Origin of the sequence: Candidatus Poriferisodalis sp. (assembly GCF_965208925.1) — a bacterium.
In the GTDB taxonomy this organism is placed as follows: Bacteria; Actinomycetota; Acidimicrobiia; order Acidimicrobiales; family Poriferisodalaceae; genus Poriferisodalis.
Genome location: NZ_OZ242364.1, coordinates 186,006 through 197,576 on the forward strand (window position 1 = coordinate 186,006; position 11,571 = coordinate 197,576).

An 11,571-nucleotide genomic window follows, 5' to 3' on the forward strand; every position below is an offset into this window, starting at 1 on the left:
CGTGCCCAGCGCATCGGCCTGCCGTCAGGCGAAGGTGCCGTAGCCACCCTTCCAGAACAGCAGGGGATCCTTGGCGTCGAGCACTTCGAGCTCGACCACTCGCCCCACGACGATGTCATGATCGCCGCCGTCGTACACGGCTTCGATCGTGCAGTCGATGTAGCCGATCGAGCCCTCGATGATCGGGGCGCCTGTCGGTCCTGGCCGCCACTCGACATCGGCGAACTTGTCATCGGCCCGGCTGGCCATCACACCGCAGGTGGCCATCTGGTCCTGGGCCATGATGTTCACGCAGAAGCTGCCCGCGGCCCGGATGCCGGCCCAGGATCCCGAGTCCTTCGTGGGCAGGAACGCCACCAGCGGCGGGTCGAGCGACACCGACGTGAACGAGCCAATGGCCATGCCGACCGGCTGGCCCTCATGCACGGCGGTCACCGCAGTGACACCAGTCGGGAAATGCCCAAGCACATCCCGGAAGAGCCTGCTGTCGATGGAGGGCTGGTCGCTCGAGTCAGTCACGTCGCCAACCCTAGACACGCCGTCAGGTTCGGGGCGTAGCCTCCCGCCATGGCTTCGAGCGCTGACGGGAACACGGCCGACGACGCGGCGGCGAGTGTGCCGCCGAACGGCTTGGTGGCCGTGGTGAAGCGGGACTGCCCGACGTGCGAGCTGATCGAGCCAGTGCTGGCAGACATCGAGACTCGGAACTCGCTGACCGTGTTCACCCAGGATGATCCCGCCTTCCCCGAGGCGGTCACCGCCCGGGTGCATGACGCCGACCTTGGCTTCTCGTGGCACCATGACGTCGAGACGGTGCCGACGCTGATGCGGTTCGCCGATGGCGGCGAGGCCGGGCGCATCGTGGGCTGGTCCCGGCCCGAATGGGAGTCGTTCACCGGGCTCGACGGCTTGGGCCACGGCCTGCCTGAGCACCGTCCCGGCTGCGGTTCGCTGTCGGTGGATCCGGCCTACGTCGACGTCTTGGAGGCCCGCTTCGGCAGCTCGGGCCTGAGCGCTCGCCGAGTCGAATTCGGCAGCCAGGAGGACCTCCACGAGGCCATGTTCGACCGGGGCTGGTCGGACGGCCTGCCGCTGGTGCCGCCCACCGCTGAGCGAGTGGCGGCAATGCTGGCGGGAACGTCACGGGCGCCCGACGAGGTAGTGGCCATCGTCGCACCCGATCTCGCCGACTGCACGGTCACCAAGGCAGCCGTCAACGCCGTGATGGCCGGCTGCCGGCCCGAGTACTTCCCGGTGGTGCTGGCTGGGCTGGCCGCCGTGTGCAATGACACCTTCAACATGCACGGGATGCTGGCCACCACCATGCCGGTCGGGCCGGTGTTCATCGTGAACGGGCCGATCGCCCGCCAGATCGGCATGAACAACGGAATCAACGTGTTCGGCCAGGGCAACCGGGCCAACAGCACGATCGGGCGGGCGGTGCAGCTCATCGTGCGCAATGTGGGCGGGGGGCGGCCCGGCGAGGTGGACCGGGCAGCGCTCGGTCAGCCCGGCAAGGTGGGCTTCTGCTTCGCCGAGATTGAAGGCGCCGCCGATGACGACGATGACAGCGGCTGGGACCCGCTGTGCACCGACTTCGGCATCGAAGCCGGCACCAACACCGTGACGGCGTTCCCGGGCGAGGCGCCCCGCTCGGTGGTGGACCAGCTCTCTCGTGATCCCGAGTCGCTGGTCCGCACCATGGCGGCGGCGCTGAACGCGATCCATCATCCGAAGCTGGTGCTGGGTTTCGACGCGATCCTGGCGGTGGCGCCTGACCATTCCCGTGTGTTCATCGACAGCGGCTGGACGCGCCGGCAGACGGCCGAGCGCATCAACGAGCTGACCACCCGTCCCGGCGCAGAGCTGGTGCGCGGCGCCGGCGGCATCGCCGAGGGTGTGCCGGACTTCCTGGCCGAGGCCGACCTGCCGAAGTTCCGTGAGGGAGGCCTGCACCTGGTGCATTGCGGAGGCGGCGCGGGGCTGTTCTCGGCGGTGATCGGCGGTTGGGTGAACGGCGAGGTGGGCGCTCAGCCCGTCTGCGTCGAGATCGACCCATGGCGCTAGCAGGGCAGTGCTCACGGGCCGCCTAGGCCCGGGGCGGCTACAGTCGATCGGGACGTGCCCACCGGATCCAACACAGGGGGGACCACATGAGCACTGTCGTCTTGGACCCGACGAACGAAGCGGCGCCCGCCCGTCGTGAACGGGTCACCCGGCCCGACTCGCTGGACGGCCTCACCGTGGGTTTGCTGGACATCAGCAAGCCCCGCGGCGACCGTTTCCTGAACCGGCTGGAGGAACGTCTGACTGAGCGGGGCCTGCGTGTCGAGCGCTACTCCAAGCCCACGTTCACCAAGCCGGCCCCGGTCGACCTGCGCCACGAGATCGCCACCAAGTGCGACGTGGTGATCGAAGCGCTAGCCGATTGAGGCAGCTGCACGTCGTGCAGTGTGCACGACATCGCTGATCTGGAACGCCGCGGCATTCCTTCCGTTTTCGTAGCCACCGTCCAGTTCGTCGACGGCGCCGAGGTGCAGGGCAAGGCGCTGGGCTTTGACCCCGCCGCCGTCTGGGTGGAACACCCCATCCAGGACCGCACCGATGACGAGATGGTCGCCATCGCCGACAAGGCCTTCGACGAGCTGATCGAACAGCTCGTAGCTGCTTAGGAGCTGCGCGGGCAGGTGCGCCCGCTGCCGAGGCGGAGTTGGTTGCCGTCTGAGGTGATCAAGCCTTCGTCGATCAATTCTTCGACGAGGCGCTGAGCGCGGGCCTCGTCGCGTTCGAGCCACATCGCCTCGGCAGCTCGTTCCGTCGGAAGGGGGCCGCCGGGCAGCGCTGCCAGCAGGCGGCCTCTGGCTTGCCGGTCGCTGCCTTCGAACGGCGCCTGCCGGCTGCTGACGCCGGCGCTGCGGTCTGCCGGATCTGGCCGACCCGAAGACTCCGAGCCCAAGACCCCGCCCGTCCACGCACACCACAACTGTGCCGGGCACCGGTCGCAGCTCGGATCTCGCTTGGTGCATACCTGGGCGCCGAGATCCATCATCGCCTGGTTCCATGCCCAGCTCTCCCCTGCGGGAACCAGATCATCGGCGACACGCTGGGCCTCCCGGGGGCTCAGCCGGCGGCCCTGCCAGCGGGCCAGGATGCGGCCCACGTTGGTATCGACCACGCCGGTGTCGATGCCGAAGGCGAACGCCTGCACTGCCCGAGCGGTGTAGGGGCCGACGCCCGGCAAGGCAAGCAGGTCATTCAAGTCAGCGGGCACGTGGCCGTCGTGGAGGTCGGCAATGATCGCCGCCGTCCGCCACAGGTTGCGAGCCCGCCGGGGGTAGCCCAGTCCCTGCCAAGCAGCCAGCACGTCGGCCAGCTCCGCTGCCGCGCACTGCTGTGGTGTCGGCCAGCGCTCGCCGAACGCCTCGAAGTACGGCTGCACCCGGTCCACCTGGGTCTGCTGCAGCATGACCTCCGAGACCAGCACCAGCCACGGGTCGCGGGTGCGCCGCCACGGCAGATCCCGGCGGTGGGACGCTGCCCACGCCAGGAGCGCCCGTTGGCGCACGGGTTCAACCCTGCCCGACCGCCGCCTCGTCGCTGTAGGGGAAGCGCCGCTCGGGCGCAGCCTCCCGCTTCCAGATCATGACCTTGCGGCGGAAGTAGCACACCTCTTCGGAGCGCTGGTTGAACGCCCGAGTCTCCACGGTCACCACACCCCGGTCGGGCCGAGAACCAGACTCACGCTTGTCGAGCACCTTCGTGACGGCATAGATGGTGTCGCCGTGGAACGTCGGGCGTGAGTGCGTCAGCGTCTCGACCTCAAGGTTGGCGATGGCCGCGCCGCTCACGTCGGGCACGCTCATGCCCAGCACCAGCGAATACACGAGGTTGCCCACCACCACGTTCTTGCCGTGCACAGTCTCGTGCTGGGCGAACCACTCGTTGGTGTGCAGCGGGTGATGGTTCATGGTGATCATGCAGAAGAGGTGATCGTCGGCTTCGGTGATGGTCTTGCCGGGCCAGTGCCGGTACACATCGCCGATCTCGAAGTCCTCGAAGTAGCGCCCGAACGGGCGGTCATGCGTGGTCACGGCAGCCTCCGTGCAGTGATGCGGGTGAGCGGGTCGAGTCATCGTACGGCGCACGTGCCACAGCTGTGGAGGCGGCAGGAGACTCTGCGGCGTTGCGACCTGCTGGATCGCGGGAGCAGAGGGTCCTGCCGCCTCCACAGCGGGCGCACTGGTCTGCACGGCTCTTTAGCCTGTGCGGCTGTGACGACGACGGGGACGACATGACTGCGAATGCTGAGGCAACAGCGACCGAACCCGATATGTCCGCCGCAGCCGACGCGCTGGCCGTGGGCAACGCAGCGTTGAGCCGTGCGTGCAGCCATGCGGTCGGCATGGGCGACGATCACCAGTGCTTCCTGTACGACCTGGCCCATACCGCCTCGGCGCTGCGCATCTGCGACTCGCTGGTCGCATGGGGCGCGCTGGGCGACGCCGAGGCCCGCCTCGCCTGCGGCTTCATCGCCGACGCCCTCGGCGAATTCCACGCCCGGTTGTTCGCCCGCGAAGCCCAGTGGGGCCTCGAGCCCGGTGCCCTCGACGGCACCCGAGACTTCGTGGCCGCCTACCGCAACCCCGCCTATGTCGCCATGCTGGCCGGCCTCGACGCACCCAGCCACCTTGACGAAGACTTCGAGCTCGTGGCAGAGACCTTCCGCCGCTTCGGCGAGGACAAGATCGCCCCCGCTGCCGAGCACATCCATCGGGGCGACACCGACATCCCTGAAGACATCATCGGCGGGCTGGCCGAGCTGGGCTGCTTCGGCCTGTCGGTGCCCGAGGAGTACGGCGGGTTCGCCTCGGGCTCCGAGAGCGACTACCTGGGGATGGTCATCGCCACCGAGGAGCTGTCGCGGGCATCGCTGGGCGCGGGCGGCTCGCTGATCACCCGGCCTGAGATCCTGACGAGGGCGCTGGAGCGGGGCGGTTCCGAAGAGCAGAAGAAGCACTGGTTCCCCCGGATCGCCACCGGCGAGACGATGGTGGCCGTCGCCGTGACCGAACCCGACTACGGCAGCGACGTTGCCAACCTGGTCGTGTCGGCATCGCCCACCGAGGGCGGCTGGCTGATATCGGGCACCAAGACGTGGTGCACGTTCGCCGGCAGGGCGGACGTGCTGATGCTGCTGGCTCGCACCGATCCCGACCGGCGCAAGGCCCACCGGGGCCTCAGCCTGTTCATCGTGCCGAAGCCCCAGTCGGAGGGCCACGACTTCCAGTTCACCGACGAGCGGGGCGGCACCATCGAGGGTCGGGCCATCGCCACGCTGGGCTACCGCGGCATGCACAGCTTCGAGATCGCGTTCGACGACTGGTTCGTGCCGGCGGAGAACCTCATCGGCGGCGATGACGGCATCGGGCAGGGCTTCTACCTGCAGATGGCCGGCTTCGAGAACGGCCGCCTGCAGACCGCGGCCCGAGCGGTGGGGGTCATGCAGGCGGCCTACGACGAGGCCCGCACCTATGCCGACGAGCGCAAGGTGTTCGGCCAGCCGATCGCCGACTATCAGCTGACGCAGGCGAAGCTGGGCCGGATGGCGGCGATCATCGCCGCCGCCCGCCAGTACAGCTACGAGGTAGCCCGAATGATGGCCCGGGGCGAGGGCGCGCTCGAGGCCTCGATGATCAAGGCGTATGTCTGCAAGGCCGCCGAGTGGGTGACCCGCGAGGCCCAGCAGCTGCATGGCGGCTTCGGCTTCGCCGAGGAATACACGGTGAGCAGGCTGTTCGTGGACGCCCGGGTGCTGTCGATCTTCGAGGGAGCCGACGAGACGCTGTGCCTCAAGGTGATCGCGCGCCGGCTGCAGGCCCAAAGCGCCTGAACGCCGCAGCACAGCCACCGGCAGAGCCCGCAGCGAGGCTGATCACCGGCACGGGATAGCTTCGGCGCGTGCATCCGATGGAGCACCTTCGCTACGTGGCGCGTGCGGGCGACTTGTCCCAGGAAGTGCTGGTGCGCGAGACCGCATCTGCGCTGGGTTCGCTCGCGTCGGACCCGCTGGAGCTGGTCACGGTGTGCCGCCGCATCCTCGACAAGTTCCCGATCGCCGGCGCGCTGTGGTCGATGGCGGCCCGGATCTGTGCTTCGTCACAGCCCTACCAGGCTGCGCGCGAGTTCGTGGCCGAACTGCGCGTCGATGCCACTGCTGACCACGCCGCCGATGCACTGCCCGACGGTGCCTCGGTGTGCCTGCTGGGCTGGCCCGACCTTGCCGCCGATGGGCTGGGGCGACGGTCCGACGTGGCCGTGCGCATCATCGACGCGTACGGCGAGGGTGCCGGCTTGGCCCGACGCCTTGCCGGCAACGGCTGCGATGTCACTGACGTGCCGCTCGCTGGCTTGGCGGCTGCATGCTCGACCGCAGACGTGATCTTGGTGGAGGCTGCTGCCGCGGGACCTGAGGCGCTGATCGCAGCCGGCGGCTCCCATGCCGCGGCTGCGGTCGGTTACGTGTCAGGGGTGGAGGTCTGGTGCATCGTCGGGCAGGGACGGGCGCTGCCACAGCCGCTCTTCGAGGCCGCCGCAAGCAGCGTGGCCCGCGATCCATGGGAATGCGACGAGGAGCTCGTGCCGGTCGGCCTGTTCAGCCACGTCGTCGGGCCCGGCGGCGTCGAGCCGGCCGCTGGTTGGCAGCGGACGGACTGCCCCCTCGCTGCCGAGCTGCTGCGCCCGCCGATCTGAAGGTCACAAGACTCGCTGCTGCGCCAGGCAAGCCAATCGCCGACGGGCTGGACGGCGGCCGGGTGACTGCCGGGCACATCGGCGCATGAACCGTGGCCGCGCCGACCTGGAGCGCTAGTTTGCCTGCCGTGCTTGACGCGCCGTCCACCGACATCAAGCTCGAGACGCTGACCGGCCATACCCACACGCTGGGCGAATGGCTGGTGGTGTTCAACCTGATGGGCGTCGTCATCGATCCCTACACGCACCAGAGCGGCTGGATCCTGCCCACCGCATCACGGCTGTTCCTGGTGTACGAGGAAGCTGACGTGCGCTGCGCCTTCGTCGTGTGCAGCGATGCGGAGGGTGCCCGACGCTTCTTGGGCCGCTTCGCCGACGAGCATCTCGTGCTGCTCGACCCCGAGCGCGCGTTCGTGCGATCGCTGGGACTGGAACGGCTGCCCGCCCTCGTACACCTCGCCCAGGACGCCAGCGTGCTAGGCGCAGCCCAAGGCTGGAATGCCGGGGAGTGGTCGGACGTGATCGACGGCGTCGAAGAGGCGATGGATTGGCGGGCGCGCCCGGTGCTGCCCACAGCCGACGATCCAGGCAACTTCGAAGGCACGCCTGCACTGGGCTGAGCCGGCTGGCGCGACTGATCAATCGCTAGGGCCGCCAGCCTTTCTGCTGGTACATCGAGCGGTCGGCTGCATGGAGCAGCGCCCCGGGCGAGACTTCTCCACCGCGGCCGGTCGCGCTGCCGATGCTCACGGTGACGCCCATCTCGGCCAAGGGGTTGCCAGTCTCGTTCTGCACAGGCGCTTGGGTGAGCGACGCCTGCAAACGCTCAGTGATGATCTCCATGTCGCCCGCGCTGCGTAAACCGCCGCACACCACCACGAACTCGTCACCGCCGACTCGGGCCACCACATCGGACGGCCGAACCGCATCGCGCAGGCACTGCGCCACCGTGACCAGCACCAGGTCGCCGGCCAGGTGGCCATGCTGATCGTTCACCTGCTTGAAGGCATCAATGTCACAGAACGCGACGCCGACCACTCGGCCGGTGCGTGCCGAGCGCGCCAGCTCGGCGTGCAAATGGCGCAACGCCCCGTCGCGGGTAGCCACACCGGTCAGCGAGTCGGCACGCCACGTTCGACGCCAGCGGCCCGACGCCAGCCACCAGCCGCCGCCGAGCGCTGCAGCCAGTGCAGCTGCTCCCACGCGCAGCCCGGATGCGACCGAGCGGCTCACCGAACTCCCCCGCACCGGGAATGCGGATCGAGACAGCGAGTGTCACTCATCGGGCGGTCCAGCCCCCGTCCACCATCAGCGAGCTGCCGGTTACGTAACTGCTGGCGTCGCTGGCCAGGAACAGCAGCGCACCGTCCAGCTCGTGCTCGTGCCCGGGGCGCCGCATCGGGGCGTTCCGGCTGATCCACGCCATCGAGCGATCGTCGTCGAACATCGGCGCCGTCAGCTCAGTCTCGAAGTAGCCGGGGCACAGCGCATTGACTCGCACGCCCCGGGTCGCCCACTGCACAGCAAGATCACGGGTGAGGTTCACCAGGCCCGCCTTGGACGCCGCGTACGCAGGCTGCAGGTTGGGCGCCGAGGCCACGTGACCGTGCACCGAGGCCACGTTGATGATGCTGCCTGTGGCCTCGCGGCCGATGATGTCGGCGGCGACGAGCCCCGCCAGCAGGAAGCACGCGTTCAGGTTGATGTCGACCACGTGTCGGAAGCTCTCGATGTCGGCCTGCTCGCCGGGGTTGATGGCATCGCTCACACCTGCGTTGTTGACCAGCACGTCGACCTTCCCGTAGCGGTCCGCTACCTGCGCCACCAGGTCTCGGCAGGCGTCGTCGTCGCCCACATCGCACCGCACGGCAACTGCATCGGGCAGCTCGGCAGCCAGCGCCTCCAGCCGATCAGCCCGCCGGGCGGCCACGGCCACCTTGGCGCCGGCCGCCGCGAACACCCTGGCGAAACGGACCCCGAAGCCGCTCGATGCACCGGTCACCAAGCACACCTGCCCGTCGAGCCGGAACGGCGAGGTCAGGTCGATCTGGGAGCTCGCTGCTGGCTGGTTCATTGACGCCCTCTCATCAGCACCGTCACGTGACGCCCGAGGGTACGGCGCACGGCAGCGCCGTTCATGCCGAGACGCGAGTCACCCGCCAGCACATCGACACCGAGCTCGGGCCGGATCGAAGTGGCTGCGGTGTCCTAGCGTGGGCGGTATGAAGATCCGCATCGGATTCGGGCTGGGAACGCGCAGCTTCACCAACGACCACGCCACCTTCGACCCCTTTGTGGACGCACTCGAGGACAACGGCTTCGACTCGCTGTGGCTGAGCGAGCGGCTCGGCGGCGAGTGCCCAGACCCGATCGTGGGCCTTGCCTACGCGGCAGGCCGGACTCAGCGCATGAAGTTCGGCATGTCGGTGCTGGTGCTGCCGGGCCGCAACCTCGCCGTGCTCGCCAAGGAACTGGCCAGCCTGGACCGCCTGTCCGACGGGCGGCTGCTGCCGGCGTTCGGGCTGGGCGTGGCCGATGTGCATGAGCAGTCGGCCTTCGGCGTCGAGCGCCGCCAGCGGGCGAAAATGTTCAACGAGGCCCTGCCGCTGCTGAAGCGCTTCTGGGAGGACGAGCCCGTCACCCATCACGGCGATTGGTACCACTACGACGAGGTGTCGCTGCTGCCGAAGCCGGCCCAGAAGCCCATGGACATCTGGCTGGGCGGTGCGGCGGAAGTGGAGCTGCGGCGCTGCGGGCGCTTCGGCGACGGGTGGCTGCCGTCGTTCTGCACGCCCGACATTGCTGCGGCCGGCTGGAAGATCGTCAACGAGGCCGCCGACGAGCACGAGCGCTGGATGGATCCCGAGCACTTCGGCGTGCTCATCCCCTACACGCATGGCGAGATCAGCCCCGGCTACAAGGCCATCCTCGAACGGCGGGCGCCCGATGCCGATCCGGGCGACATCATCCCGACCGGCTGGGATGGGTTGCGTGACCAGATTCAGCGGTTCATCGAGGTGGGGGCGTCGAAGTTCGTGCCTGTGCTGGTCGGCGAGCCCGACGACTGGTTCGCCGAGCTCGAGGGTGTGGCCAGCGCCGTGCTGCCGCTGCAGAACTGACCAGCCGAGCGGCCCGACCGACCGGCGTCAGCCAGCACCCCCGGCCGGTGCTGGGGGATTCAACAGGGCTTCGAGCATCTGCTCGACGGAGGCGCTGCGGGCGTTCTTGAACTCGCCGAGACGCGCGAACACCTCGCTGGCGGCACGGTGGAAGCCGTCGGGCAAGCCGGCCGCAGCGAACGTGTCGGCGATCTCGTCCATCTCGCCCACCCAGCGCCACGCCTTCGGAGCCGACCGGATCGCCGTGTACGTCAACCGCTGCGAGAGGCCTGATTGAGACAGGCCCCACTCGGAGGTCAGCTCGTCCGACACGCCTTCGGCTGCGGCCAGCGCCGCCACCGCCACCAGCAGCGCGTTGGTGCCCTTGGTCCACGACGCGTAGGCCATCTTGAGCGCCGAGGCCGACCCGATGCCGCCGCCGTCCAGCACACGGGCCTCCAGCGGTGAGCCCGCGAACCGCGCTGCGACGCGGGCGGCGTCGGGGCCCGCCAGGTACAGCCGGGTGGTGCTTGGCTCTCTCGCCGGCGGGCCGATCAGGCTGCCGTCGACGAAGTTCTCGAAGCGGGCGGCAATCCGCCGAGCCGTTGCCGGCGAGACGGCGTTGGCATCGACGAAGCAGCCGGTGAAGCCGATGTCGGCCACTGCGGCCGCCAGCGCTTCGGCACCATGGGGCGGGCAGACCGAGATCACAAGGTCGGCCGCGTCAATGAGCGCGGTCAAGTCGCCCGCATCAGTGAGGCCGGCGCCGGCGGCCCGCTCGCAGGTCTCGGCCGATCGGCCATTGCTGGCCCACAGCACGGTGCCCGATCGGGCAGCTGCGGCCGCCACGGTGACGCCCATGTCGCCGGGGTGCAGAACGCCGGTCACCGATGGCTCTGGCGGCTCAGCCATCCGCATCGTCGCTCTTGCCGCCGCCCAGGTACGACGTGCGCAGAGCCGGGTTGGCCAGCAGTGCCTCGGCGGTGTCGTCGAGCACCACCCGACCCGTCTGCAGCACCCATCCCCGGTCGGCGATGCCGAGCGCCATGTTGGCGTTCTGCTCCACCATGAACACCGTCATGCCGGCCTCGTGAATCTGGCTGATCAGCTCGAAGTTCTGCTGCACCAGCGCCGGCGCCAACCCCATCGACGGCTCGTCCATCAGCAGCACCCGGGGCTGCGACATGAGCGCCCGGCCGATGGCCACCATCTGCTGCTCGCCGCCTGACAGCGTGCCCGCCTTCTGGCCGAGCCGCTCGGAGACTCGGGGGAACAGCTCGTAGACACGCTCCATGTCGGCGGCGATGCCGTCGCTGTCCTTGCGGAGGTAGGCGCCGAGCTGCAGGTTTTCCCGCACGGTGAGCCGCTTGAACAGGCGCCGGTTCTCGGGGACCATCGTGATGCCTCTGGCCACCCGGTAGCTGGTCGGGCGGTCGTTCACGACCTCGCCGTCGAGCACCACCTCGCCGGAGGTGGGCGTGAGCATGCCGAGCAGTGTCTTGAGCGTCGTCGACTTGCCGCTGGCGTTGCCGCCCAGCAGGCACACCAGCTCGCCTTCGTAGATCGACAGGTCGACGTCTCGCAGGGCGTGCACTGCCCCGTAGTGCGCGTTCACCTTGCGCATCTCGAGCAGCGGGATGCGCTCGCCGGGAGATGCGTCGGGGCTGGGGCCTGAGCGAGCGCCAGGCTCGGCTTCGGGGCTCGGCTCGTTGCTCACTGTGCT

At 69.1% G+C, this 11,571-nt stretch carries 13 protein-coding genes; 6 read left to right on the plus strand and 7 right to left on the minus strand.

Annotated features, from left to right (window positions below):
- Positions 1-24: 24 nt before the first annotated feature.
- Positions 25-519: a flavin reductase family protein gene (locus tag ACOGI5_RS00760; protein ID WP_419862565.1), complete on the minus strand. Its 495-nt coding sequence runs from the start codon at positions 517-519 to the stop codon at positions 25-27.
- A gap of 48 nt (positions 520-567) precedes the next feature.
- Between ACOGI5_RS00760 and ACOGI5_RS00765 the strand changes: the two genes are divergently transcribed.
- Both ACOGI5_RS00765 and ACOGI5_RS00770 read left to right on the plus strand, forming a co-directional pair.
- Positions 568-2,067 (plus strand): thioredoxin family protein, encoded by a 1,500-nt coding sequence (locus ACOGI5_RS00765; RefSeq protein ID WP_419862566.1) that lies wholly within the window; start codon positions 568-570, stop codon positions 2,065-2,067.
- An 86-nt stretch (positions 2,068-2,153) separates the two neighbouring features.
- Positions 2,154-2,672 (plus strand): UGSC family (seleno)protein, encoded by a 519-nt coding sequence (locus tag ACOGI5_RS00770; RefSeq protein WP_419862567.1) that lies wholly within the window; start codon positions 2,154-2,156, stop codon positions 2,670-2,672.
- Here the strand turns inward: ACOGI5_RS00770 and ACOGI5_RS00775 are convergent.
- Together ACOGI5_RS00775 and ACOGI5_RS00780 are read right to left on the minus strand one after the other, a co-directional pair.
- On the minus strand, positions 2,669-3,565 hold the full coding sequence (locus ACOGI5_RS00775; RefSeq protein ID WP_419862568.1) for an A/G-specific adenine glycosylase: 897 nt from the start codon (positions 3,563-3,565) through the stop codon (positions 2,669-2,671). The genes ACOGI5_RS00770 and ACOGI5_RS00775 overlap by 4 nt on opposite strands.
- A gap of 4 nt (positions 3,566-3,569) precedes the next feature.
- Complete coding sequence (locus ACOGI5_RS00780) at positions 3,570-4,091, minus strand: MaoC family dehydratase (RefSeq protein WP_419862569.1); 522 nt, start codon at positions 4,089-4,091, stop codon at positions 3,570-3,572.
- A gap of 200 nt (positions 4,092-4,291) precedes the next feature.
- On the opposite strand from ACOGI5_RS00780, the gene ACOGI5_RS00785 reads away from it, so the two are divergent.
- From ACOGI5_RS00785 to ACOGI5_RS00795, 3 genes are all read left to right on the plus strand, one after another.
- Complete coding sequence (locus ACOGI5_RS00785; RefSeq protein ID WP_419862570.1) at positions 4,292-5,890, plus strand: acyl-CoA dehydrogenase family protein; 1,599 nt, start codon at positions 4,292-4,294, stop codon at positions 5,888-5,890.
- A 68-nt stretch (positions 5,891-5,958) separates the two neighbouring features.
- A complete protein-coding gene (locus ACOGI5_RS00790) occupies positions 5,959-6,750 on the plus strand; it encodes a hypothetical protein (protein ID WP_419862571.1) in 792 nt (263 codons plus the stop codon).
- Between the two features lie 128 nt (positions 6,751-6,878).
- A complete protein-coding gene (locus tag ACOGI5_RS00795) occupies positions 6,879-7,370 on the plus strand; it encodes a hypothetical protein (RefSeq protein WP_419862572.1) in 492 nt (163 codons plus the stop codon).
- Between the two features lie 25 nt (positions 7,371-7,395).
- Here the strand turns inward: ACOGI5_RS00795 and ACOGI5_RS00800 are convergent, their stop codons facing one another.
- Positions 7,396-7,983 (minus strand): GGDEF domain-containing protein, encoded by a 588-nt coding sequence (locus tag ACOGI5_RS00800; protein ID WP_419862573.1) that lies wholly within the window; start codon positions 7,981-7,983, stop codon positions 7,396-7,398.
- Positions 7,984-8,029: 46 nt separating this feature from the next.
- Positions 8,030-8,824, minus strand: a complete 795-nt coding sequence (locus ACOGI5_RS00805) for an SDR family NAD(P)-dependent oxidoreductase (protein ID WP_419862574.1) — start codon at positions 8,822-8,824, stop codon at positions 8,030-8,032.
- A 148-nt stretch (positions 8,825-8,972) separates the two neighbouring features.
- Here ACOGI5_RS00805 and ACOGI5_RS00810 point away from each other — a divergent pair, with 148 nt between their 5' ends.
- Positions 8,973-9,869: an LLM class flavin-dependent oxidoreductase gene (locus ACOGI5_RS00810; RefSeq protein WP_419862575.1), complete on the plus strand. Its 897-nt coding sequence runs from the start codon at positions 8,973-8,975 to the stop codon at positions 9,867-9,869.
- 27 nt (positions 9,870-9,896) lie between these two features.
- Here ACOGI5_RS00810 and ACOGI5_RS00815 read toward each other — a convergent pair whose 3' ends face one another.
- Together ACOGI5_RS00815 and ACOGI5_RS00820 are read right to left on the minus strand one after the other, a co-directional pair.
- Positions 9,897-10,760 carry a DUF1932 domain-containing protein gene (locus ACOGI5_RS00815; RefSeq protein WP_419862576.1) on the minus strand — a complete coding sequence of 288 codons (864 nt, stop codon included), beginning with the start codon at positions 10,758-10,760 and terminating at the stop codon, positions 9,897-9,899.
- Entirely contained in the window at positions 10,753-11,472 is a 720-nt protein-coding gene (locus tag ACOGI5_RS00820; protein ID WP_419865411.1) for an ABC transporter ATP-binding protein, read from the minus strand. Before ACOGI5_RS00820 ends, ACOGI5_RS00815 begins: the two co-directional genes overlap by 8 nt.
- Between the last annotated feature and the right edge of the window lie 99 nt (positions 11,473-11,571).

Coding starts and splice junctions, on each gene's coding strand:
- ACOGI5_RS00765 (WP_419862566.1), top strand. CDS start 568: ATGGCTTCGAGCGCTGACGGGAACACGGCCGACGACGCGGCGGCGAGT.
- ACOGI5_RS00810 (WP_419862575.1), top strand. CDS start 8,973: ATGAAGATCCGCATCGGATTCGGGCTGGGAACGCGCAGCTTCACCAAC.
- ACOGI5_RS00820 (WP_419865411.1), bottom strand. CDS start 11,472: ATGCGCAAGGTGAACGCGCACTACGGGGCAGTGCACGCCCTGCGAGAC.
- ACOGI5_RS00805 (WP_419862574.1), bottom strand. CDS start 8,824: ATGAACCAGCCAGCAGCGAGCTCCCAGATCGACCTGACCTCGCCGTTC.
- ACOGI5_RS00785 (WP_419862570.1), top strand. CDS start 4,292: ATGACTGCGAATGCTGAGGCAACAGCGACCGAACCCGATATGTCCGCC.
- ACOGI5_RS00815 (WP_419862576.1), bottom strand. CDS start 10,760: ATGGCTGAGCCGCCAGAGCCATCGGTGACCGGCGTTCTGCACCCCGGC.